Raw genomic sequence first — 23976 nt, 5'->3', positions numbered from 1 at the left:
CCTCAGGCCGCTGCGGTGTAGCTTGATTCGAGTGACGTACTTCGCGGATTTGAGCTCGCGTCAGGTCGCGGCGTTCGCGTCCGATGCGCGCGTTCCCGTGCTGCTGCTGCCGGTGGGCGCCGTCGAACCGCACGGACCGCACGCGCCGCTGGGCACCGACCCCCTGATCTCGCGGGGGATGTGCGAGCGCGCCGCCGCGCGGCTGGCGGGCGATCCCGGCGTTCGCGTGCTCATCCTGCCCGAGGTGCCCTACGGCGTCACCCGGTTCGCGGCCGGGTTCGCGGGCGGCGTCTCGATCGGCGAAGAGACCTTGTACGCGCTGCTGACCGAGATCTGCGGGGCGCTCGCCGAGCAGGGCCTCACCCGGATCCTGCTGGTCAACAACCATTTCGAGCCCGCGCACCTGGCCGTGCTGCGCCGGGTGGCGGAGACCGCGGGCGTCGGTTTCGTCGACCTCGTCCGCCGCCGGTACGCGGCCCGGCTCACCGACGAGTTCCGCTCCGGCGAGTGCCACGCCGGGCAGTACGAGACGTCGCTGGTGCTCGCCGACCGGCCGGATCTGGTCGACGCCGCCGTCCAGCGCGACCTGCCCGCGGTCCACGTCGACCTGGCACGCGGCGGGGTCACGGACTTCGCGTCGGCGGGGATGACCGAGGCCTACTGCGGAAACCCCGCCCAGGCGACCGCCGAGGAAGGCGAGAAGACCTTCTCGGTGCTCACCGACATCCTGGTCGAAGCGATCCGGGAGCTGGCATGACCTTCAACCTGGCGACCCATTTCGTCGACCGCCTCCCCGGCGAGCGGACGGCGTTGCTGTGCGGCGACGAGGAAGTCACGTACGCCGGACTGGCGGCGCTGGTGAACCGCGCCGGGAACGTGCTGCGCGACCTCGGTGTCCGAAGTGGACAGCGAGTCCTGCTGGCGCTGAACGACAGCGTCGAGTTCGTGGCCGTCTGGTACGCGGCGCAGAAGATCGGCGCGGTCACCGCCGAGGTCTACTCGTTCTTACAGCCCAAGGACTACGCGTACTACCTGGCCTATACTGAAGCCGTCGTCGTCATCGCGGACGGCTCGACGCTGCCCGCGCTGCGCGAGGCCGGGGCGCGGAACCTGCTGGTGATCGGCGATGTGGAGTTACTCCCCGGCGAGTACTCGTTCGCTTCGCTGGTCGCGGCGGCCTCGCCGGACCTGGAAGCCGCGCCGACCACCCTGGACGACATCGCGATCTGGAAGTTCACCACCGGGAGCACCGGTTCACCCAAGGCGTGTGTGCATCCGGCGCGCAGCGCGCTGGAGAGTTTCGACCGGTACGCGCTCGGCGTGCTCGGTCTCCGCGAGGACGATCGCGTCCTGGCCGTGCCGAAGCTGTTCTTCGGCTACGCGCGGGATCTGACCGCGTTGTTCCCGTTCGGCGTCGGCGCGTCGGGCATCGTGTTCGGTCAGCGCAGCACCGCCGAGCTGCTGTTCTCGCTGATCGAGCGCTACCGGCCGACGATCCTGGTCAACGTGCCGACGATGATGAGCGCGATGATCGCCCACCCGGCTGCGTCCACTGTGGACATGAGTTCGCTGCGGCTCGCGACGTCGGCGGGCGAGGCGCTGCCTTCGGAGCTGCACCGCAAGTGGGACGCCCTGTTCGGGGTCCCGGTGATCGACGGGATCGGCTCTTCGGAGGCGTACCACATCTATCTGTCCAATGTGCCCGGTGCGCAGCGGGTCGGCAGCCTCGGCCGCGAGGTCCCCGGTTACCGCGCGCGGATCCTCGACGAGAGCGGCGATCCGCTGCCGGACGGCGAGATCGGCACCCTGGAGGTCACCGGTCCGACGATCGCGCGCGAGTACTACGGCGACGAGGAGAAGACCGCGCGGACGTTCCACGGCGACACCCTGCGCACCGGCGACCTGTTCAGCCGCGACACCGACGGGTTCTTCCACCACCACGGCCGCGCCGACGACCTGCTGAAGGTGTCCGGAGTGTTCGTCGCGCCGAGCGAGATCGAAGACTGCCTGATCGGTCACCCGGCCGTCGTCGACTGCGCGGTGCTGGGCGTGACGGTCGACGGCCTGGTCGTCCCGCGGGCGTGCGTCGTCCTGGCGGACGACGTTTCGGTGACCGCCGAAGAACTGAAGGACCACGCGCGGGCGCAGCTGGCGAAGCACAAATATCCGCGCGAGGTCGTGTTCGTGACCGAACTCCCCCGCACCGCCAACGGGAAACTCGATCGGCGCGCGTTGCGCCGGGTGGAGGCAGAGTGAGCAGGATCGTCGTCGTCACCGGCGGGACACGCGGGATCGGCGCGGCCATCGCCGCCCGGTTCCAGGCCGCCGGTGACCAGGTGCACGCCCCCGGCCGGGCCGACTGCGACGTCACCGACGAAGCCGCCGTCGCACGGTATTTCGACGGCCTCGGCCCGGTGGACGTGCTGGTGAACAACGCCGGGATCTCGGCTAGCGCCCCGCTGGCGAAGACGTCACTGGACCAATGGCGGACTCAGTTCGAAGTCAACGCGACCGGCGCTTTCCTGTGCACCCGCGCGGTTCTGCCCGGTATGCGGTCGCGCGACACCGGCCGGATCGTCACCGTCGCCTCGACGGCGTCGCACATCGGCTACCGCTACACGGCCGGCTACACCGCGTCGAAGCACGCCGCCGTCGGCCTGATGCGCGCGACCGCCGCCGAGGTCGCGGGCACCGGCGTCACCGCGAACGCCGTCTGCCCGGCCTTCGTGCGCACGGACATGACGGCCGCCTCGGTGGCCCGGATCCAGGAACGCACCGGCCGCGACGAGGCCGACGCGGAAGCCGCCCTCGCCGCCGCGTCCCCGCTCGGCCGCCTGCTCGAACCCGACGAGGTCGCCCACGCGGTGACCTTCTTCGCGGCCGCCGAAGCCGCCGCGATCAACGGACAGACACTCGTCCTCGATGGAGGTGGGATCCAGTCATGAGCCCGTTCCGCGCCACGCCGCCGATCACGGCGAACTGGGAGCACTTCGAGTTCACCGTGGACGACGGTGTCGCCACGGTCACCTTGGACCGCCCCGAAAAGCTGAACGCGCTCACCTTCGACATCTACGCGGACCTTCGCGACCTGCTGGCCGAATTGCCGCACCGCGGCGACGTCCGGGTGCTGGTCATCACCGGCCGCGGACGCGGATTCTGCTCCGGCGGCGACGTCGAAGAGATCATCGGCGAGCTGCAGAAAATGGAATCCGCGGAATTGCTCGAATTCACCCGCATGACCGGCGCGGTGGTGAAGGCGCTGCGTGAGTGCCCCATCCCGGTGATCGCCGCGGTGAACGGCGTCGCGGCGGGCGCGGGTTCGGTGATCGCGCTGGCCAGTGACTTCCGGCTGCTGGCGTCGTCGGCGAAGTTCGCTTTCCTGTTCACGAAGGTCGGCTTGGCCGGTGCGGACATGGGCTCGGCGTACCTGCTGCCGCGGCTGGTCGGGCTGGGCCGGGCGACGGAACTGCTGATGCTGGGCGACAAGATCGACGCCGCGCGGGCAGAGGCCATCGGGCTGGCTTCGCAGGTCGTTCCCGACGCCGAGCTCGCCACCGAGGCTTCGGCGTTGGCGCGGCGGTTGGCCGATGGCCCGGCGCTGGCGTACGGGACGACGAAGGTGCTGCTGACGCGGGAACTGGACATGGATCTGGGAAGTTCGATCGAACTCGAAGCCATCACCCAGGCTTTGCTGATGACGGCGAAGGACCATGGCGAGTTCTACGCCGCCTGGACGGCGGGGCGTTCGCCTCGGTGGACCGGACGATGATCCGGTAGTCCATTGTGGATGGACAGATTCTCCAGCCCACAGCGGATTCCGCAGTCCTGCCGGAGGAGCGCCCCCGCGTCCGATCGGCGGTTCACGCCGCTGCCCGTGCTTCGCCATACTCCGGTGAGCGGCGTTCTCGGGAGGGGTTCACGTGGTGCGGGGAAAGATCTTGCTGTGCGGATTCTTCTCGGTTCTTCTGCTCGGCGGGACCGTCGCCGTGGCCGACGCGCAGGAGGCGTCGGGCTCGGCGGCACCGGTCGACCTCGGCGCGTTCCGCGGCGACAGCCACAGTGACGTCACCGGGATCAACGACGACGGCGCCATGGTCGGCGAGTACTGGACCACGGCCAGAGGGCCGATCGCCTTACGCTGGAACCCCGACGGCACGACGACCCGGCTCGCGGTACCGGCCGGGTATTCCGACACCGGACCACGGGCCATCAACGCCAAGGGGTTCATCGCCGGTACGGCCTACAACTCCCGTTACCTTCAACGGCCCGTGCTGTGGCGGCCGGACGGCTCGTTCACCGAACTGAGCTCGCCCGATGTCAACGGGTATTCGGCAGCCACCGCGATCAACTCCGGCGGAGTCGTGGCCGGCACCGTCGCGACCGGCACCATCTCGGTCAAACGCGCGGCGCGGTGGGACGCGAACGGCGTCATGACGTTGCTTCCCTTGGCACCGGGCGACACCCAGTCCGAGGCCGCGGCGATCAACGACGCGGGCGTGATCGTCGGGACCTCCGGGGACCAGGCCGTACGCTGGAACCCCGACGGCACGGTGGTCCGGCTGACCCCGCTTCCCGGCGCCACCCTCGGCTCAGCTCAGGGCGTCAACAACACCGGGTTCGTCGTAGGCGGTTCCGGCGGCCACGCGGTGCGCTGGGCCGCGGACGGCTCCGTCACCGCCCTGCCCTCACTCCATCCCGAGAACCCCTGGAGCCTCGCCAAGGCGATCAACGACTCCGGTGTCATCACCGGCAGCTCGGACACCGCTTTGATGTGGGACGCCCGTGGCACGATCACCGACCTCGGCGCGCTTGCGGGACACCGCCAGAGCGAAGGTGTGGCGATCAATGCACTCGGCGTCGTGGTGGGCCACTCCCGCGGAGATTCCACGTACAGCCTGCACGCCGTGCGGTGGACGGCACCGGGCAGGATCACCGACCTGGGCCGTTCGTTCCCTGGGTACGAACGCTCCGAGGCGTTCGCGATCAACGCACGCGGACAGGCCATCGGCGAATCCCTGCAGTCGGGCGACGAGGATCACTCCGTCACCTGGACACGCCCCGACGTCCTCACCGACCTCTCCCCGGACAACGACAACCGGAAGGCCAAGGCCATCAACGCGCACGGCGTCATCGTGGGAGTCGGAACCCGGTACCGGAAGAGGCGCATCGCGATCCGCTGGGAGCTGGACGGGACCATCACCAAGCTCGTCGGCCCGGAAAGCCACGACTACCACTCGTACGCCTCGGGAATCAACGACAGCGGGGTGACCGTCGGCAGCTCGGGTTCCCGGCGCGGCCGCGGCCAGCCGACGCGATGGGCCCAGGACGGTACCCCGACCCTCTTGCCCCTCCTGCCCGGCGACGACGGTGGCAGTACGGACGCGATCGACAACCGAGGGGTGATCATCGGAAGTTCCGGCCCTCGCGACGACACCAGCCTGCACGTGGTCCGCTGGGACCCGGACGGAAAGGTGACCGAACTGAAGGGTCTGCCCGGCGAGAAGTACACCACCGCCACAGCTCTCAACAATCGTGACGAGATCGTCGGCCACTCCGGGTCTCACCCCATCCGGTGGAACCCTGACGGCAGCATCACCACGCTGCCGGTCCCCGAAGGCGCCCGCACCTGCGAAGCGAAGGGGATCAACGACTCCGGAGTCGTGGCGGGCTTCTGCGAATCCAGTGCCGTCGGACTCCCGGTGGCGCTGCGGTGGGCTCCGGACGGCACCGTGACCGTGCTGCCGCCGCTCCCCGGCGGGCACCAGACCAAGGCCAACGGCATCAACGCCCTCGGCGAGATCGTGGGCTTCTCCGGCAACAGCGACAGCCAGATACACGCGGTGCGCTGGCTCGCCACCGCCGGGAACGCGGAGGTTCAGCCGGTCAGCCAGTAGCCGATCCCGCGCGTGGTGTGGCTCGTTCCGTGAAGGCCTCCTTGAGGGACTCTGAGTCCCTCAAGGAGGCCTTCACGGACTCACCCGGCCGAGGGGACTGTCGCGGTGACCGTTACCACCCGCTGGGCACGTGCTCTCTCCAGCGCAGCGTTGTGAAAGCCCGAAGACGCGCGAGCGGCCGAGCGCGCCACGTTTGCCTTACCCCTCAATCAGTCCTCTGAATGCGGATCGCCAGAAGCCGCCAGCAATCGGTCGGCCAGGACCCGGCACCGCTCCCCCAATTCCACCGGCTCGATCACCTCGAACGCATGCCCCAGCACCACCACATGCATCAGCAAAAAGTCGAGATCCCCCGCCCCGCTCACCACCTCACACCGCGAACCACCCCGTTCCCGCACGACGGCCGCCGAAGCCGGAATCTGCGCCCGCACGACAGAAGCGGGCGCGTGCACCAGAAATCGGGCCTGATGCCGATAGACCCGGCTGGCCACGTTCTCCTGGACATAAGCCGCCGCGTCGGGCGCCGGACGCGGCCGGAATCGCCAAGAACGCGCGGAGACCTCGGTCATCTTGTCGACGCGGAAAGTGCGCCAATCGTCGCGATCCAGGTCGAAAGCCAGCAAGTACCAACGCGGACCGGAAGCCACCAGCCGGTACGGCTCAACCCGCCGCGAAGCGACCACGCCGGCAGACGGATACCCGAAGCCCGCCTCGACCTCGTCGCGGCACGCGCGGGCCAGTGTCATGAGCACGTCGGGGTCGATCGGCGCACGGCTTCCGTCGAAGGCCACGATCGAGCCGGACAGTGCGCGCACCTCGCGTCGCAGTCTGGCCGGGAGCACCCGGTCGAGTTTCGTCAACGCCCGCAGCGCGGCGTCACCGCTGCCCGCGCCGGCGAGCAGCGAGACCGCGGTGGCGATCGCTTCCTCGTCGTCCAGCAGCAACGGCGGCATGTCGTGGCCGGGGCCGAGCTGGTAGCCGCCACCGACACCGTTGCTGGCCTGCACCGGATAACCGAGCGCGCGCAGCCGTTCGACGTCCCGCCGGATGGTGCGCGCGGTGACGCCGAGCCGGGCCGCCAGTTCGGGACCGGTCCACACCGCGCGCTGCTGGAGCAGCCCGAGCAGGGTGAGCACCCGCTCGGTCGTCCCTCGCTCGTCCTCCATGTCACCCATCGTGTCAGAGATAGCGGACCGATCCTGTCCGCTAGGCATGTCAGGGTGGCCCCATGAACCGCAAGAGCCGCGAATTCCAGGTCACCTTCGACGCCCACGACCCGAAAGCCCTCTCCCTCTTCTGGCGGGACGCCCTGGGTTACGTCCACCCCGGCCCGCCTGGGGTCGAGGTGCCCGAGGGCACCGACCCGCTGGACGCCTGGGACGAGTTCCTCGAACGTGTCGGCGTTCCCGAGGATCAGCGCAACACTCGATCCGCCCTCGAGGACCCGGACGGCCTGGGTCCGAAGATCTTCTTCCAGCAGGTCCCGGAGGGCAAGATCGCCAAGAACCGCGTCCACCTCGACATCCGGGCCGCACCCGGCCTCGAAGGGGAAGAGCGCATGGCGGCGTTCGAAGCCGAGTGCGACAGGCTCGTCGCACTCGGGGCGAAGCGGGTTCAGCGCTTCGAGCCCGAGCAGCCGCTGAGCCTCGGCTTCATCGTGATGAACGACCCGGAGGGCAACGAATTCTGCCTAGACTGACGTGACGGCGATCGCGTTGTCCTCCAGGGAGCCGAAGTACAGCTTCCCGGCCCGTTCGCGGACCCCGACGAGCACGTGGAATCCGTCGATCTCCCCGCGCAGTTCGTGGACCTGCTTCCCGTCCGGGGTCACCGCGCGCACCCCGCACTCCCTCGCGGGTGCGGGCTGCAGGGCCGTCGGCAGCGCCCGGACACCGGCCCGCAGCGGCGCGGGAAGCTTCTGCACCAAGGAAAGCGCGGGGACCTTCGGGCTCGCCACGGTGATCCAGATCAGCCCGTCGCTACCGGTCGAGATGTTGTCGGGGTAGCCCCACAGCTCGTCGACGAGGTAGTCCCGTTCGCCTGCCCGGTCGCCCGTGAGCCAGACGCGTGAGACCCGGCAGGCGCCGGTCTCGGCGACGGCCACATAGGACTCGTCGGGCGGCAGCGCGACGCCGTTGGCGAACTGGAAACCGTCGGCGAGCTGGTCGATCTTCCCGTCGGGTGTCCGGCGCAGCAGCCTGCCGCCGCCGGTCTGCTCGATCAGGTCGTCACGCCACTTCTCGATGCCGAAGAGCCGCGACGAGTCGGTGAAGTACACCGTCCCGTCGGCGGCCACGGCGGCGTTGTTGCAGAACACGAAGTCCAGCCCCACCGCCGACGTCGCCAGAGTGGTGACGTCGCCACCGGCCAGCGGCATGGTCAGCAGACCAGCCTTGGCGTCGCAGATCAGGAGGTCTTCGCCGAAGAGTTCCAGCCCCAGCGGGCGGCCGCCGGTGTCGCCGAGGACGTCGATCCGCTTGCCGTCCGGCGAGACGCGCAGGATCCGCCCGTCGTCGACGCCGGTGTAGATCCGTCCCTGGTCGTCGACCACGACGTCCTCGGGACCGTGCCCGTTGACCGGGATGACCGTGACCTCGCCGAACGCCATCGCGTGTCTCCTAGCGATAAGTGAGCAGTTGTGCGGCTTCCGCCTCGAAATGCGGATGTTCGTTGAACGACAACAGGGTCACCCCGCCGCGGCCGGACACCAGTTTGGTGATGCCCGCGTTGACGGTGACCCGGTTCAGCTTCAGCAGCCCCGCCTCGGGCGTGCCCATGAGCGCGCCGCAGACCGTGGCGATCACCCCGCCGGAGCTGAAGACGACGGCGTGCTCACCCTTGCCGAGTGACGCCACGACGTCCGCCAGCGCGCCCTTGACCCGGTCCAAGAACCGGGGCCAGGTCTCGGCGCACGGACCGGAGGCCCCCGCCGAAACCCAGGCGCTCAGCGCCCCGTCCAACGCGGCCTGATACTCCCGCGAATCGGTCTGCCGGGCACCGGACGCGTGATGCTTCGCGATGTCGACGTGGTCGTACTCGTTCCAGCGCTCGTCCTCGACGACGGCGATCCCGGAGCCCAGCACCTTCAGCGCCGTCGCGGCCGTGTCCCGTTGGCGAGCCAGGGAACCCGCTCGCGCCTGGGTGAACTCGACGCCGCGTCGCAGCAGTTCTTCACCGACCACAGTGGACTGTTCGAAGCCGCGCGGCGAGAGCTGGTCGTAGTTCTCCGCGCCGAACGACGCTTGCCCGTGCCGGACCAGGTAGATCGCACCCATCTACGCGTGCCCCTCTCCGATGATCCGGCGGCAGCGCCCGTCCAGGTAGCCGACGAACCGCCAAAGGTCCCTCAGCGCCGGATTGTCCGTCTGTCCTTTGTGGAATCGGTAGTAGATCTGCTGAATCACCGCCGCGAGCCGGAACAGGCCGTACACCTCGTAGAACGTCCAGTCGCCGATCGCGAGACCGGAGCGTTCCGCGTACCTCCGCACGAACTCCTCGCGCGTGTACATCCCCGGCACGTGCGTCGGCTGACGGCGGCTGAGCTTCATGACGTCGTCATCGTCGTCCTGCACCCAGTACGCGAGGGTGCTGCCGAGTTCCATCAGCGGATCGCCGAGGGTGGCCATCTCCCAGTCCAGCACGCCGATGATGTCGAGGCCGTCGTCGAGCACGAGGTTGTCGAGCCGGTAGTCGTTGTGGATCAGGCAGATCTTCACCTCGGACGGCTGATTCTCCTTCAGCCACGCCATCACCTCGGCGCAGTCCGGGACGTTCTCCGTGCGTGCCTTGAGGAACCGCTCGGACCAGCCACGCACCTGGCGTTCGACGTAGCCGGCGCCCTTGCCGAGATCGGCCAGCCCGGCGGCCTCGACGTCGACGGCGTGCAGTTCCACCAGTCTGTCGACGACCTTGCCGCACAGCTCACGCGCGCCTTCCGGCGGCAGGTCGAGACCTGCGGGCAGATCTCCCCGCAGGATCAGGCCTTCGAGGCGCTCCATTACGTAGAAGTCGCCGCCGAGCACGGTTTCGTCGTCGCAGAAGGCGAGAACCTCGGGCACGTAAGGGAAGACAGGCCGCAAGGCCTGCTGGACCCGGAACTCGCGGCGCATGTCGTGCGCGGAAGCGGCCTTGTGTCCCAGAGGCGGGCGGCGCAGGATCAGTTCCCGGTCCGGATAGGTCAGCAGGTACGTGAGGTTCGAGGCGCCGCCGGGGAACTGGCGGACCTCGGGCGGCGAGTCGCCGGTCACGGCCAGCCAGGCGTGCACCGCGGCGGGGTCGAAAGCGTCCTCGCCGCGCACCTCGACGGTCTTGTCCGCGGCCGAAGTCACGCGAACTTCTTCAGCACCGACACCGGGACGAACCGGAACACCTTCGCCAGCGCGCTCCACGGCCACGACGGGACGAACGCCTTCGCTTTCTCGGCTTCGATCGCCTTGACCAGCGCCTGCGCGCCCGCCTCGGCCTTGGTGGCGAGCGGGATCTTCGAGATGTCCACGTTCATTTCCGACTCGATGAAGCCGGGCAGCAGCTGGGTGACCTTGATCGGCGTCTTCATCAGCTCGATCCGGGTGCCCTCGGTCAGCGCCGAGACGCCCGCCTTCGAGGCGGCGTACGCGGTCAGGTTGCCGGGGAAGGCGCGGAGCGCGGAGAAGGAGGAAACCACGACGAGGTGGCCTTCCTTCTGCTTGCGGAAGATGCCGACGGCGGCCTCGATCTGAGCGGCCGCGGCGAGGAAGTTCGTCTGCAGGGTCTGGCGGTTGGCGTCGAACCGGCCGGTGCCGACCCGCTGTCCCTTGCCGAGCCCCGCGTTGACGATCACGCGGTCGAGGGAGCCGAGTTCTTCACGGAACTCCTCGAAGACGGCGAAGACCTGGTCGTGGTCGTTCACGTCCAGCTTCCGGGTGACCACGGTGATGCCGGGATAGGCCTTCCTGAGTTCCGCGGCGAGGGCGTCGAGCCGGTCGGCACGGCGGGCGGCCAGCGCCAGATTGCGGCCTCTGGCGGCGTACTGCCTGGCCATTCCCTCGCCGAGTCCGGAGCTCGCCCCGGTGATCAGGATGTTCTTCCGCAGGACCATGACTGGAGCTTACCGGTTGGTAACAAGTCCGGCGGCCCTCGGACGGATGGCTGCCCCCGGCGCCTGGAGTTCGCCGGGGGCAGCCTGTCCGAAAAGGTCTTACTTCACCTGGAGCAGCTTGTTCGCGGTGCCCCCGGTCGGGTTGCTGATCTTGCCGTCGGCAGCCGCGGCGACCAGGCCTTCGGAGACCTGGGCCGGGGTGGCGTCCGGGTGCGCCGAGAGGTACAGCGCGGCAGCGCCGGCGACGTGCGGCGAAGCCATCGAGGTACCGCTGATGGTGTTCGTGGCGTCGTCACCGGTGCCCCACGACGACGTGATGTCGACGCCAGGGGCGTACAGGTCCACGACCGAACCGTAGTTCGAGAAGCTGGCCTGCTTGTCGGTCTTGTCGCTGGCGGCCACCGTGATGGCCTCCTTGACCCGCGCCGGGGAGGTGGTGCCGGCGTCGGAGGACTCGTTGCCCGCCGCGAGCGCGAAGGTCACGCCCTTGCCGATGGCTCCCTTGACCGCCTCGTCCAGGGCGTCGTCCGCGCCACCGCCCAGGCTCATGTTGGCGACCGACGGGGCCTTGGCGTTCGCCGCGACCCAGTCGACACCGGCGACGACACCCTCGGTGGTGCCGCTGCCGTTGGCGTCCAGCACGCGGACGCCGACGATCTTGACGCCCTTGGCCAGGCCGTGCTCCGTGCCGCCGATGGTGCCGGCGACGTGCGTGCCGTGACCGTGCTCGTCCTGGGGGGTGTCGTCGTTGTCGATGAAGTCCTTGCCGCCGGTCGCGCGGTCACCGAAGTCCTTGTGCGAACCGCGGACACCGGTGTCGATGACGTAGGCGGTGACGTTGTCGGCCTTCGTCGGGTAGGTGTACTTGTTGTCGAGCGGCAGGTCCGCCTGGTCGACGCGGTCAAGGCCCCACGACGGCGGGTTGTCCTGGGTCTCGCTGATCTTGAACGTCTTGTTCTGGACGACGTACGCGACCTGCGGGTCAGCGGCGAGACGCTTCGCGGCGGCCTCGTCGGCCTTGATCGAGAAGCCGTTCAGCGCCGAGCCGTACGTGCGGGACAGCGTGGTGCCGTACTGACCGGTGAGGCCCTGCGCCTTGGAAGCGACGTTCGCCTTGACCTCGTTGGCCGCGGCCATGCCCTGGCCGACCGCGGTGGGCTTGAGGACGACGATGTAGCTGCCGCCGACCGCGTTGGCCACACCGGCGTCGCGGATCTCGCCCTGCTGGGCGGCGTTGGCCGCACCGGCGCCGAACGTGGCGACAGCCGCGGTCACGCCGGCGAGCGCGACGCCCGCCACGAGCCCGCTACGGGTCTTTCGGGACTTCAGGTTCTTCCGGGACTTGCTCACTGGTTCCCTTCCTGCCGCGCCGTGCGGATCACCCTGGAGGATGATCGTTGCTGAGGCCATGCAAACCGGTGCGCCAGGTGGCGGGCAATGATTCACAGTTACCAGTACTAGGCCGAAAGGAGTAACGCCACTCGTCCGGAAAGTCGTTTTCTCCTGGCAGAAGGTGCCCCTGGAGTGTTACCCCCGACTGATAAAGTTATTCGTGTTGTTATCAATTCCGGCGGTGGCACGAAACGGCAGGCGGGGGCGGTCGGGCGACATATGGTGGCGGGGAGCGCGGCGGACCGGGTGATCACGGACGATGAAGAAGAACCGCGTACCGCGTTCGCCACGGCGTTGCGTTCGGCCATCGCCACCAGCGGACTGAGTCTCGACCGTATCCAAGCCCGGCTTCTCGCACGCGGCGCGTCGGTCAGCGTCACCGCATTGAGTTACTGGCAGTCCGGTAAGCGTCAGCCGGAACGACAGAGTTCGCTGTCCGCGGTCCGGGTCCTCGAGGAGGTACTGGGGATTCCCGCCGGTTCGCTGCTCAGCCTGCTGCCGCCACCGCGGCCGCGCGGGGCGTCGTCACGCCGGAGCCGGGCCACCACCGAGCAGCCGCTGACCTTCCCGCTCGAAGCGCTTCAGGCGCTGCTGGAGAAGGTCGGCGCGCCCAACGCGCTCGAACAACACCATCAGCTGAAACTGGTCGGCCTGCACGACCTGTGCGAGATCGCCGAGGACGGCGGGCAGCGCGCGGTGACCGCGCGGGCGGTGTTCCAGGCGGGCGCGGACGGGCAGGACCGCTGGCTGCTGGTCTACGCCCAGGGCGATCCGGAAGCCGGGCCGCCGGTGCTGAACACGCTGCGCAACTGCCACGTCGGCCGCGCCGAAGTCGACGACGAGCACGGGCTCACGGTCGCCGAACTGCTCTTCGACCGGCCCATCGACCGCGGCGAGACACACCTGATCGAGTACTCCCTGACCAATCAAGGACCGCCATACCCGGAATGCCGGAACACGCATTACCGCGAGTTCCGGCGTCCGGTGCGGGAGTACCTGCTGGAGATCCGGTTCGCCCCGGACACCGTCCCGGCGAAGTGCTGGCAATACTCGCGCCAGAACACCTCGCCGCTGGACCGCCGGGATCTGAAGCTCGACCAGAACAACGGCGTCCACGCCGTCGCGCTCGACTTCGGCCCCGGCGTCTTCGGCATCGACTGGGAGTACTAGTGCAGCTTGTTGCGCAGCACCTTCCCGGTCGCGTTACGCGGTAGTTCGTCGAGGAACTCCACGTCACGCGGCACCTTGTAGCGGGCGAGGTTGGCCTTGACGTACTCGCGCACGCCGTCGACGTCCAGGTCCGACTTCTCGGCCCGCACGACGAACGCCTTCAGCCGCTGCCCGAACTCGGGATCCTCGACGCCGACGACCGCGGCCTCGAGTACGTCCTCGCGTTCGACCAGCAGGTTCTCCACCTCGATCGGGAAGACGTTCTCGCCGCCGGAGACGATCATCTCGTCGTCACGGCCGTCGATGAACAGCAAGCCGTCCTCGTCGAAATGGCCGACGTCGCCACTGGAGAGCAGCCCGTCGATGATCTCCTTGTTGCGCCCGTCGGTGTAGCCCTGGAAGCTCAGCCCGCTGCCGACGAACACCCGGCCGGTGACATGCGGCTCGGTGATCCTGCCGCCCTTCTCGTCGTACAGCGCGACCTTGCAGCCCACCGGCGCGCGGCCGACCGTGCCCGGCGCCTTGCGCCAGTCCTCGGGGGTCGCGACCGTCGCGACCGCGACCTCGGTCGAGCCGTAGAGGTTGTGCACGACGTCCCCGAACGCGGCGGTCGCGCGGTTCCCGAGGTCCGGGGACAGCGCGGAGCCTGCGACGAAGATGATCCGCAGGGACGAGGTGTCGTATTTCGCGCGGACCTCCTCGGGCAGGTCGACGATCCGCTGCAGCATCGTCGGCACGAGGACCAGCGTGGTGCACCGGTTCTCCGCGACCCCGCGCAGTGTCTCCTCCGGTACGAACTTGCGCCGCATGACGACCTTCGAGCCGAGCGCGAAGGACAGGATGAACTGCGACAGCCCGGTGCCGTGGAACAGCGGCGCGCCCATGTACGTCGCTTCGCCGGTCCTCAGCGGGATGCGGTCGAGGAACTGCGCGGAGGCGAGCGCGGAGGTGTGCGGCCGCGGTGCGCCCTTCGGTGTCCCGGTGGTGCCGCTGGTCAGCAGGATGAACCCGCCCGGTTTGGCGGGCGCGGGCCACGGGCGGTCGTCGGTGCTGGCGACCAGTTCGGTGACGACCGGGATGTCAGTGGAGCGCGCGGTGCCGGAATCGACCCACGCGAGGTAGTGGTCGACCTCGCCCTCGACCGCGTCCAGCAGGTCGGTGAACTCCTGGTCGTACACGAGCGCCGTGACGCCTTCGCGCTTCGCGACGTCCGCGAGCTGCGGTTTGGCGAACCCGGTGTTCATCAGCAGCAGCTTCGCGCCGAGTTTGCCGGAGGCGAGCATCGTCAGCACGAGACCGCGGTGGTCGCGGCACAGCGCGGCGATCACCGAACCAGGGCCGAGGCCGCGTTCGGACCACGCCCTGGCCAGCGCGTTCGACTGGGTGTCGAGCTGCTTGAAGGTCAGCGGGCCGAGCTCGTCGATGATGCCGGTCGCGGTCGGGTCCCGGCGGGCGGCGATCATGTTCGCCCCGGCGAACGGACCCCACTTCCGCACCATGACCAGCGAACGCAGGCCCTCGTCGACGCGCGGGATCGGGAGCAGGCCCGCCTGGCGCATCACGTCGATGCTGCGCACGGTCTCGGTCACCTTGCCCGCCACCAGGGTGGCGAGGCCGGTGGGGTTTCTCATCCGGGCACCTCCGTTGCTGCTGCGGCGAGACACCATGCCGGCGGCGTTCGCGTACCGGCGGTATGGGGTTGCTACTCGACAGTAGCCGACCGATAGCGCAGGCGCACTAGCCGTCTGGTTACAGAAATGTCGGTGGAAACCACCACAATGTGAGTGTGCAGGCGATCGCAGGTCAAGAGGAAGATGGCGACTTCGCGATCTCGATTTCCGGGCAGCCGTCGCGGCAGGGCTTGAAGCTCGCGGAGTTCGTGGACGAGGTGCGGAGGGCGGAGGCGGAGCATTCGCCCCGGTGGGTGTTCCCGTCGGTCGAGAAGGTGTACCCGGCGTTGATCAAGGCAGGCGTCCGGGTGCGGCGGTGTCACGACCTGGCGCTGACCGAAGGGCTGCTGCTGGCCCACGAAGGCCGTCCGCAGGAGTCCCGGAGCCTGCGCGCGGCGCTGGCCAGGGCGAACGGGCAGGAGGCGCCCGCCGACGAGCCGCCACTGTGGGCCGAGGACGACCAGCCGACGCTGTTCGAGACGCGCGGCCCTCGGCTGCCGTCCGGTGTCACCGTGGCCGACGCGGCGCGCCGGGTGCTGGCCGAACAGGAGAAGTGGGTCGCGCTCGCCGAGCATCCGGAACGGCTCCGGCTGCTCTTCGCGGCGGAGTCGGCGAGCGCGCTGGCGGCCGCGGAGATGTCGGCCGACGGGCTGCCGTGGCGAGCGGATCTGCACCTCGAACTGCTCGCCGAGCAGCTCGGCCCCCGTGTCCCGGCCGGGCAGCGGCCGAAACGGCTGGTCGAGCTGGCGGCGAAGATCAGCGACGCGTTCGGCGGGCGCCCGGTCAATCCGGACGCCCCGGCCAGCGTCGTCCGGGCGCTCGGACGGGAAGGTATCGAGGTCACGTCGGCGAGGAAGTACCTGCTGCGCGACATCGACCACCCCGCCGTCCCGCCGCTGCTGGAGTACAAGGAACTCGCGCGGCTGCATTCGGCCAACGGCTGGACCTGGCTCGACGAATGGGTGCACGACGGGCGGTTCCGCCCGCATTACGTCGTCGGTGGGGTCGTTTCCGGACGCTGGGCGAGCCGGGGCGGGGGCGCGCTGCAGATCCCGAAGGTGCTGCGGACCTGCGTCCGGGCCGATCCGGGCTGGAAACTGGTGGTCGCCGACGCCGCGCAGCTGGAGCCGCGGGTGCTGACGGCGTTGTCCGGCGACCGCAAGCTGGCCGACGTCGCGGCGGCCACGGATCTGTACGCGAGCCTTGCCGAGGCGATGTTCTCGGGAGTGCGCCGCGTACCGGTGCCCGCGTGGGACGACAGGGACGATCGGGACAGGGCGAAGATCGCGATGCTGTCGGCGATGTACGGCGGCACGTCCGGCGAGGCGGGACCACTGCTGGCGTTGCTGCGGAACAGGTTCCCGGACGCGGTGTCCTATGTGGAGCGTGCCGCGCAGGCGGGGGAACGCGGCGAGCGCGTCCGCTCCCGGCTGGGCCGGACCTCGCCCGCGCCGTCGGAGGCCTGGCGCGCGCTGACCGGCGGCGTCGCGGAGGACGAGGCCGGCGAGCTCAAGGCGCGCCAGGCGTCGCGGAACTGGGGCCGCTTCACCCGCAACTTCGTCGTGCAGGCGAGCGCGGCCGACATGACCGCGGTCCTGCTGGCGACCCTGCGCGGCAAGCTCCCCTCCCCCGCGCACCTGGTGTTCTTCCAGCACGACGAGGTACTGGTGCACACCCCCGCCGAGTTCGCCGACGAGGTCTCGCAGTCCATCGTGGACAGCATGACGGAGGCGGCGCGGATGCTGTTCGGGGCAGCCTGCCCCGTCCGGTTCCCGCTGCACATCGCCGCCGTCGACACCTACGCCGACGCCAAGTAACCCCGCCGCGCCGTCCCTCTAATCACACGTGCCGTCCCCCTGATCACACGTGCCGTCCGTCTGATCACGCGAGTTCGCCTTTCAAACACGCGAGTCCCGCCTTCAAGCACGCGAGTTCCGTCTCTGATCACGCGAGTTCCGCTCTCCGCGCCAGGGAACACGCGTGGCTGGCCGGACGACTCGCGTGATCAGATGGACGACACTCGTGATTGAAGGCGCGACACACGTGATTGGACGGCGAACTCGCGTGATTGGAGGCGGAACTCGCGTGATCAGGCGGCGGCGTCGTCGAGGGCCTTGATGACGCGCTTGAGGGAGACCGGGTGGGCGGTGCCGAGCGTCTGGGCGAAGAAGCTGACCCGCAGTTCCTCGATCATCCACCGGATCTCCCGCAAGGCGGGCGACGAAGTCCCCGGCGGCAGCGCGTCCAGCGCCGTCTTGTACTCGGTGCGCAGCCACGCGATGTCGCCGGTCCGCTGGATGTCGCGCGTCGGCTCGGTCGGGAGCTTCTCCAGCCGGCGTTCGATCCCCCTCAGGTACCGGACGACGTGCTTCAGCCTGTCCTGCCCGGTTTCGGTGACGAAACCCTTGTGCACCAAGCCGTCCAGCTGAGCCCGGATGTCCGCGAGCGAGTCCTTCGGGCCGCGGGTGTCGGCCAGCCTCGTCTCGACGTCGTTCGCCGCGCGCAGGATCTTCTCGACGTTGGTCAGCACGTCGAGCACTCCGGTGTTCAGCCCGGCGCGCACCTTTTCCAGCAGGACGGCGAAACCGGCCTCGTCCCAGCTCGGGCCGCCGTTGTCGGCCACGAGTTTGTCGACGGCGCAATCGACACAGTCTTCGAGCAGCGCCGCCACCGAACCGTGCGGATTCCGGTTCAGCACGAGCTTCGAGGAGTTGCCGAGGTTGCGGGTGATGAACTTCATCGGCGACGCGATGTTCAGCCGCAGCATCCGCCGTGTACCCGCCCACATCGACTGTTCCTGCTGCCCCGGCGTGTCCAGCAGCCGCACCGCGACCGTGCCGCCCTCGTCGACCAGCGCCGGATACGCCTTGACGTCGTGTCCGCGCTGTTTGCTCGCGAACACCTTCGGCAGTTCGCCGAACGCGGGCGACGTCAGGCCCTGGCGCTCGATGCTGTCGGCGGCCTTGGAGATCGTCGCGCGCACCTGGCCGCTCAGGTCTCGTTTGAGCGCCTCGACGTCCTTGCCCTCGGACACCTTCTTGCCGCGGACGTCGACCACGCGGAAGGTCATCTTCAGATGCTCGGGCACCGCCGACAGCTGCCACGCGTCGTCGGGGATGACCACCCCGCGCAACGCTTCCAGCTCGTCGGCGGCAGCGTGCAGCAACGGCCCGTCGGCCGGGCCGACCCGTGACAGCACCAGTTTCGCGTGATCGGGCGCCGGCACGAAGTTGCGCCGGATCGCCTTGGGCAGCGACTTGATCAGCTGCGTCACCAGTTCTTCGCGCAGGCCGGGGACCTGCCAGTCGAAACCGTCCGGGGTGACCTGGTTCAGCACCGGCAGCGGGATGTGCACGGTGACGCCGTCCGCGTCCGCCCCCGGCTCGAACTGGTACGTGAGCTTGAAGGTCTGGCTGCCTTGGGTCCAGAAGTCGGGGTAGTCGGCTTCGCGCACGCCACCCGCGGTCTCGTTGATGAGCATCGCCTTCTCGAAGCTCAGCAGATCGGGCTCGGTGTGCCGCGCCTTCTTCCACCAGCTGTCGAAATGCCGCGCGGAGACGACGTCGGCCGGGACGCGCTGGTCGTAGAACTCGAACAGGGTCTCGTCGTCGACCAGGATGTCGCGGCGGCGGGCCCGGTTCTCCAGGTCCTCGACCTCGTCGAGCAGCGCGCGGTTCTCGCGGAAGAAATGGTGCCTGGTCTCCCAGTCGCCCTCGACCAGCGCGTGCCGGATGAACAGCTCGCGGCTCGTCTCCGGGTCGATCCGGCCGTAGTTGACGCGGCGGTCGGCCACCAGCGGCACGCCGTACAGCGTCACCTTCTCCAGGGCCATCACGGCGCCCTGCTTGCGTTCCCAGTGCGGCTCGGAGTAGTTCCGCTTCACCACGTGCCCGGCGAGCGGCTCGACCCATTCCGGCTCGATGCGCGCGTTGACCCGGCCCCACAGGCGCGAGGTCTCGACCAGTTCGGCCGACATCACGAACCGCGGCTGCTTCTTGAACAGCGCCGATCCGGGGAACACCGAGAACCGCGCCCCGCGCGCGCCGAGGTAGTCGCCCTTGGCCGGGTCCTTGAGCCCCACATGTGACAACAGCCCGGCGATCAGCGACGTGTGCACACGTTGCGGATCGGCCGGGCCGGTGGCGGGGGTGGTGAGGGTGATGCCGAGCGGTTTGGCCAGCTGGCGCAGCTGGCTGAAGATGTCCTGCCATTCGCGGATGCGCAGGTAGTTCAGGTACTCGTTGCGGCACATCCGGCGGAACTGGCCGGTGGACAACGCCTTCTGCTGTTCGCTGACGTACTCCCACAGGTTCAGGTACGCCAGGAAGTCGGACGTCTTGTCCGCGAACCGCGCGTGCTGCTCGTCCGCCGCCTGCTGCTTCTCCGCCGGCCGCTCACGCGGGTCCTGAATGGACAGTGCGGCGGCGATGATCATCACTTCGCGGACACAGCCGTTGCGTGAGGCCTCCAGCACCATCCGCGCCATCCGCGGGTCGACCGGGAGCAGTGCGAGCTTGCGGCCGGTCTCGGTGAGCTTCTTGCCGTCCGACATCTCGAACGCGCCGAGTTCCTGGAGCAGCTGGACGCCGTCGGTGACCTGACGGCGGTCCGGCGGCTCGACGAACGGGAACGCCGCGATGTCGCCGAGGCCGAGCGAGGTCATCTGCAGGATGACCGACGCCAGGTTGGTCCGCAGGATCTCCGGATCGGTGAACTCGGGCCGGGCGTCGAAGTCGTCCTCGGAGTACAGCCGGATGCAGATACCGTCGGAGGTCCGGCCGCAGCGGCCCTTGCGCTGGTTCGCCGACGCCTGCGACACCGGCTCGATCGGCAGCCGCTGGACCTTGGTGCGGTGGCTGTACCGCGAGATCCGGGCGGTGCCGGGGTCCACGACGTATTTGATGCCCGGCACGGTCAACGACGTCTCGGCGACGTTGGTGGCGAGCACGACCCGGCGCCCGGTATGCCGCTGGAACACGCGATGCTGGTCCGACGACGAGAGCCGCGCGTACAGCGGCAGGATCTCGGTGTTCCTGAGGTCCTGTTTGGACAGCGCGTCCGCGGCGTCGCGGATCTCCCGCTCGCCGGAGAGGAACACCAGGATGTCGCCGGGGCCCTCGTGCTGGAGCTCGTCGACGGCGTCGCAGATGGCCTGTGTCTGATCCCGGTCCTGGTCGGCGTCCGGATCGTCGGGGTCGATGATCGGCCGGTAGCGGACCTCGACCGGATACGTCCGGCCGGAGACCTCGACGATCGGCGCGTCGCCGAAGTGCTTCGAGAACCGCTCCGGATCGATCGTCGCCGAGGTGATGATCACCTTGAGGTCGGGGCGGCGCGGCAGGAGCTGTTTGACGTAGCCGAGGATGAAGTCGATGTTGAGGCTGCGCTCGTGCGCCTCGTCGATGATCAGCGTGTCGTACTGCCGCAGCATCCGGTCGGTCTGGATCTCGGCCAGGAGGATGCCGTCGGTCATCAGTTTGACCAGGGTGTCCTGGCCGGACTGGTCGGTGAACCGGACCTTGTAGCCGACGGCCTCGCCGAGTTCGGTGTTCAGCTCGGAAGCGATGCGATCGGCGACCGTGCGCGCGGCCAGCCGCCTCGGCTGCGTGTGCCCGATCTGGCCCCGGATCCCGCGGCCGAGTTCGAGACAGATCTTCGGCAGCTGGGTCGTCTTCCCGGAACCGGTCTCGCCCGCGACGATCACCACCTGGTGGTCGCGGATCGCGGCGGCGATCTCGTCCTTGCGCTGGCTGACCGGCAGCTCTTCGGGATACGAGATCTTCGGGACGCCGTCACGACGGCGGGTGACGCGCAGTTCCGCGGCCTCGATGTCGGCCTCGATCCGCGCGGCGACCGACTCGGCGTCGCGCGTTTTCCGGGCACCGTCGAGCCGGCGCCGGAGGCGGTGCTCGTCGCGCGACATCAATTCGGGCAGGCGAGCGCGCAGGGCGCCGAGCGGGGAAGGTTGAGCAGCCATGACCGGGACCAGGATAGCCGTGCGTGACGAACGGGGCCTCCGAATATGCCGGAGACGACATCCCGCTGGTCAGGAGTGCCGGAGGGAGGCCGGGGTGAGGTCGGACAGGGTGCGGTGCCCGGACAGGCCCATGGTCAGGTCGAGGTCGGCGAGCAGGCTCCGCAGCACGTGCCGGACGCCCTCCTCCCCCGCGTGCGCCAAGCCGTACACCCACGGCCGCCCGACCAGGACGGCCTTCGCCCCGAGCGCGAGCGCCTTGACGATGTCCGCACCGGTGCGGATCCCGGAGTCGAACAGGACCTCGAGCCTGCCGCCGACGGCGGCCACGATCTCCGGGAGCACGTCGAGCGAGGCGACGGCACCGTCGACCTGGCGGCCGCCGTGGTTGGACACGACGATCCCGTCCATCCCCGCGTCGACGGCGCGGCGCGCGTCGTCGGAGTGCTGGATGCCCTTGAGCACGATCGGGCCGTCCCAGTGCTCGCGCAGGAACGGCAGCCGGTCCCAGGTGCTGTCGGTACCGGTGATCATCGAAATCCAGCGCAGGATCGCGGTGGGCGGGTCCAATTCGGGTGTCTGCTCCAGCAGGCCGCGGAACACCGGGTCGCTCAGCGGGACACCGAGCCCTTCGCCCTTGATGAACGGCAGGTACGCGTGGTCGAGGTCGTTCGGGCGCCACGCCAGCGTCCAGGTGTCGAGCGTGACCACGAGCGTGGTGAAGCCCGCGGCCTTCGCCCTGGCCAGGATGCTCGCGCAGACGTCGTTGTCGGTCGGCCAGTACAGCTGGAACCAGCGCGGCCCCGCACCACTGGCCTCGGCGACGTCCTCGATGCTCGTGGAGGACGCCGTCGACATGACGTAGGGCAGGCCGACCGACGCCGCCGCTCGGGCGGCCGCCGGTTCGGCGCCCTCGTGCACGATCGACTGGACGCCGACCGGCGCCAGCAGGACCGGCGCCGGCACCGGTGTCCCCAGGACGGTCGTCGACAGATCGCGTTCGGTGGCGCCGGTGAGCATCCTGGGCACCAGGCGCCAGCGGTCGAACGCCTCCCGGTTGGCCCGCGCGGTGGCGCCCGAACCGGCCGACCCGGCGACGTACCAGAACGGCCCCGGCTCCAGGATCTCCCGCGCCGACTCCTCCAGCTTCACGGCGTCGGTGGAGCACGGCGGGAAGGTCCCGCCGAGCCCCTGCAGGTAGATCTCGTTCTGGTAGCCACCGAACCGCTCGGTCACCAGGGCCTCCTCGTCAAGTCACCGGTGCCGGCTCTTCGCGGTCCCGAGTGGTCGAATTCTTCCGGACGATACTCGCCGGTAGCAACCAGGTGAGTTTCTCCGAGCGGATGACCGCGACCGGACCGATCACGGCCAGCAGGAGAACGTAGCCCGCGACGAACGGCGCGACCCGCGAGTCCAGCCCGGCCGCCGTCGCCATCGCGGCGAGCACGAGCGAGAACTCGCCGCGGGTGAGCACGGTCAACCCGATGTTCACCCCCGCCTGGCGGCCGAACCCGTGCAGCCGCGCGGCCAGCGCGCCCGCGCCCAGGTTCAGCACGATCGTCAGCGCCACCGCGATCAGCACCGGCACGACCACCGAACCGACCGCGTTCGGGTCGATGCTGAGCCCGAAGATGAAGAAGAACAGCGCGCCGAACGCGTCCCGCAGCGGAAGCACCAGCTTGTGGATCCGCGGCGCGACCTTCGACCCGCCGAGCATCATGCCGACCATGAACGCACCGATGGCGTCGGACACCCCGACCTCCTCGGCGACGGCCGCGCCCATGACGGCGACACCGACGAAGCAGACTGTCAGCAGTTCGTCGTCGGCCGAACCGAACAGCTTCGACACCACCCGGCCGCCCCAGCGGGCGAGCGCGGCCATCACGATCAGGAACGCGAAGGCCTTGCCGAAGTCGGCGACGGCCGAGCCGAAACTGCCCGCTCCGGACAGCACCGGCTGCAGCAACGCCAGGTACAGCGCGAGGAACAGGTCCTCGATCACGATGATGCCCATGATCAGCCGGGATTCGGGGTTGTTCATCCGGCGGGATTCGAGCAGGAGTTTGGTGACGATCGCCGACGACGAGATGCCGATGGCACCGGCGATGACCAGCGCTTCCCTGGTTCCCCAGCCCAGCAGGAAGCCGAAGGCGAGCCCGCCCCCGATGTTGAGGATCAGGTAGATCAGCCCGGACCAGACGAGTTTTCGCCCGCCCTTGGCGAGGTCGTCGAGGGAGAACTCCAGGCCGAGGTAGAACAGGAGGAAGACGAGGCCGAGCCCGGCGAGGACGCCGAGTTCCTTCGGATCGTCCACAAGGGACAGTCCGGGGGTGTTGGGGCCGAAGACGAATCCGGCCAGCATGAACAGGGGGATGGTGGGCAGCCCGATACGGGCGCCTGCTCTGGCGATGACACCGGCGGCGAGGAACGCACCGCCGACGGCCAGCAGGGCATGACCGGAACTCATGGAGACCTCCGATGGTGGCTGATGCGGGAGTGAGGACCGGCTCAGCCAGGAGGTGCCCGCGCGGGAGCCTGGGGCACCGCGCGGGTGACGACGACGGGTTCGCCCTGCTCAGGGACGGGACCGGCGTCGAGGAGCTCGACGGTCGCCGTTTCGGCGGGCTCGTCGGCGAGGGGGACGGCTTGGCCGCCGTGGAAGGCGGGCAGCGGATGGGTCGCGAAGACGGCGACCGGGTCTTCCTTCGCGCGGCCGTGCCCATGGGGAACCGTCGGCGTGACGAAGGCGAAGACGAGCAAGATCAAGAGAAAGAAGACGGAACTGTGCCGTGGGGCGGG

At 69.2% G+C, this 23976-nt stretch carries 19 protein-coding genes; 8 read left to right on the top strand and 11 right to left on the bottom strand.

Going from position 1 to position 23976, the window contains the following annotated elements; genetic code table 11:
* Positions 1 to 31 precede the first annotated feature (31 nt).
* The 5 genes from AMYAL_RS0127035 (at position 32) to AMYAL_RS0127015 (ending at position 5894) form a co-directional block, all read left to right on the top strand.
* Positions 32 to 757: a creatininase family protein gene (locus AMYAL_RS0127035; RefSeq protein WP_020634399.1), complete on the top strand. Its 726-nt coding sequence runs from the start codon at positions 32 to 34 to the stop codon at positions 755 to 757.
* Complete coding sequence (locus tag AMYAL_RS0127030) at positions 754 to 2256, top strand: benzoate-CoA ligase family protein (RefSeq protein WP_020634398.1); 1503 nt, start codon at positions 754 to 756, stop codon at positions 2254 to 2256. Before AMYAL_RS0127035 ends, AMYAL_RS0127030 begins: the two co-directional genes overlap by 4 nt.
* Positions 2253 to 2945, top strand: a complete 693-nt coding sequence (locus AMYAL_RS0127025; RefSeq protein WP_020634397.1) for an SDR family NAD(P)-dependent oxidoreductase — start codon at positions 2253 to 2255, stop codon at positions 2943 to 2945. Before AMYAL_RS0127030 ends, AMYAL_RS0127025 begins: the two co-directional genes overlap by 4 nt.
* A complete protein-coding gene (locus AMYAL_RS0127020) occupies positions 2942 to 3769 on the top strand; it encodes an enoyl-CoA hydratase family protein (protein WP_020634396.1) in 828 nt (275 codons plus the stop codon). The genes AMYAL_RS0127025 and AMYAL_RS0127020 overlap by 4 nt, the downstream gene beginning before the upstream one ends.
* A gap of 154 nt (positions 3770 to 3923) precedes the next feature.
* Positions 3924 to 5894, top strand: a complete 1971-nt coding sequence (locus tag AMYAL_RS0127015; RefSeq protein ID WP_245193065.1) for a hypothetical protein — start codon at positions 3924 to 3926, stop codon at positions 5892 to 5894.
* Positions 5895 to 6103: 209 nt separating this feature from the next.
* Here AMYAL_RS0127015 and AMYAL_RS0127010 read toward each other — a convergent pair whose 3' ends face one another.
* Positions 6104 to 7060: a helix-turn-helix transcriptional regulator gene (locus AMYAL_RS0127010; protein WP_020634394.1), complete on the bottom strand. Its 957-nt coding sequence runs from the start codon at positions 7058 to 7060 to the stop codon at positions 6104 to 6106.
* Positions 7061 to 7122: 62 nt separating this feature from the next.
* Between AMYAL_RS0127010 and AMYAL_RS0127005 the strand changes: the two genes are divergently transcribed.
* Entirely contained in the window at positions 7123 to 7593 is a 471-nt protein-coding gene (locus AMYAL_RS0127005) for a VOC family protein (protein WP_020634393.1), read from the top strand.
* Here AMYAL_RS0127005 and AMYAL_RS0127000 read toward each other — a convergent pair.
* The 5 genes from AMYAL_RS0127000 to AMYAL_RS0126980 all read right to left on the bottom strand — a co-directional run bounded on the left by AMYAL_RS0127000 (position 7585) and on the right by AMYAL_RS0126980 (position 12321).
* Positions 7585 to 8502, bottom strand: a complete 918-nt coding sequence (locus tag AMYAL_RS0127000; protein WP_020634392.1) for an SMP-30/gluconolactonase/LRE family protein — start codon at positions 8500 to 8502, stop codon at positions 7585 to 7587. The genes AMYAL_RS0127005 and AMYAL_RS0127000 overlap by 9 nt on opposite strands.
* Before the next feature lie 10 nt (positions 8503 to 8512).
* Complete coding sequence (locus AMYAL_RS0126995; protein ID WP_020634391.1) at positions 8513 to 9169, bottom strand: histidine phosphatase family protein; 657 nt, start codon at positions 9167 to 9169, stop codon at positions 8513 to 8515.
* Complete coding sequence (locus tag AMYAL_RS0126990; protein WP_020634390.1) at positions 9170 to 10222, bottom strand: phosphotransferase family protein; 1053 nt, start codon at positions 10220 to 10222, stop codon at positions 9170 to 9172.
* Positions 10219 to 10971: an SDR family oxidoreductase gene (locus AMYAL_RS0126985; protein ID WP_020634389.1), complete on the bottom strand. Its 753-nt coding sequence runs from the start codon at positions 10969 to 10971 to the stop codon at positions 10219 to 10221. Before AMYAL_RS0126985 ends, AMYAL_RS0126990 begins: the two co-directional genes overlap by 4 nt.
* 99 nt (positions 10972 to 11070) lie before the next feature.
* Positions 11071 to 12321, bottom strand: a complete 1251-nt coding sequence (locus AMYAL_RS0126980; RefSeq protein ID WP_020634388.1) for a S8 family peptidase — start codon at positions 12319 to 12321, stop codon at positions 11071 to 11073.
* A gap of 261 nt (positions 12322 to 12582) precedes the next feature.
* On the opposite strand from AMYAL_RS0126980, the gene AMYAL_RS0126975 reads away from it, so the two are divergent.
* Positions 12583 to 13533 (top strand): hypothetical protein, encoded by a 951-nt coding sequence (locus AMYAL_RS0126975; RefSeq protein ID WP_020634387.1) that lies wholly within the window; start codon positions 12583 to 12585, stop codon positions 13531 to 13533.
* Here AMYAL_RS0126975 and AMYAL_RS0126970 read toward each other — a convergent pair.
* Positions 13530 to 15164, bottom strand: a complete 1635-nt coding sequence (locus AMYAL_RS0126970; protein ID WP_020634386.1) for an acyl-CoA synthetase — start codon at positions 15162 to 15164, stop codon at positions 13530 to 13532. The genes AMYAL_RS0126975 and AMYAL_RS0126970 overlap by 4 nt on opposite strands.
* 149 nt (positions 15165 to 15313) lie before the next feature.
* Between AMYAL_RS0126970 and AMYAL_RS0126965 the strand changes: the two genes are divergently transcribed.
* Complete coding sequence (locus tag AMYAL_RS0126965; RefSeq protein ID WP_020634385.1) at positions 15314 to 17020, top strand: bifunctional 3'-5' exonuclease/DNA polymerase; 1707 nt, start codon at positions 15314 to 15316, stop codon at positions 17018 to 17020.
* Positions 17021 to 17292: 272 nt separating this feature from the next.
* Here the strand turns inward: AMYAL_RS0126965 and hrpA are convergent, their stop codons facing one another.
* The 4 genes from hrpA to AMYAL_RS0126945 form a co-directional block, all read right to left on the bottom strand.
* On the bottom strand, positions 17293 to 21126 hold the full coding sequence (hrpA, locus tag AMYAL_RS0126960; RefSeq protein WP_020634384.1) for an ATP-dependent RNA helicase HrpA: 3834 nt from the start codon (positions 21124 to 21126) through the stop codon (positions 17293 to 17295).
* 123 nt (positions 21127 to 21249) lie between these two features.
* Positions 21250 to 22413, bottom strand: a complete 1164-nt coding sequence (locus AMYAL_RS0126955) for a lactate 2-monooxygenase (protein WP_020634383.1) — start codon at positions 22411 to 22413, stop codon at positions 21250 to 21252.
* 13 nt (positions 22414 to 22426) lie between these two features.
* Positions 22427 to 23644: a cation:proton antiporter gene (locus AMYAL_RS0126950; protein ID WP_020634382.1), complete on the bottom strand. Its 1218-nt coding sequence runs from the start codon at positions 23642 to 23644 to the stop codon at positions 22427 to 22429.
* A gap of 41 nt (positions 23645 to 23685) precedes the next feature.
* Positions 23686 to 23943 (bottom strand): hypothetical protein, encoded by a 258-nt coding sequence (locus tag AMYAL_RS0126945; RefSeq protein ID WP_245193062.1) that lies wholly within the window; start codon positions 23941 to 23943, stop codon positions 23686 to 23688.
* Positions 23944 to 23976: the final 33 nt, after the last annotated feature.

This window comes from Amycolatopsis alba DSM 44262 (assembly GCF_000384215.1).
Classification (GTDB): Bacteria; Actinomycetota; Actinomycetes; order Mycobacteriales; family Pseudonocardiaceae; genus Amycolatopsis; species Amycolatopsis alba.
This window is presented reverse-complemented; position numbering and strand designations above follow the sequence as displayed.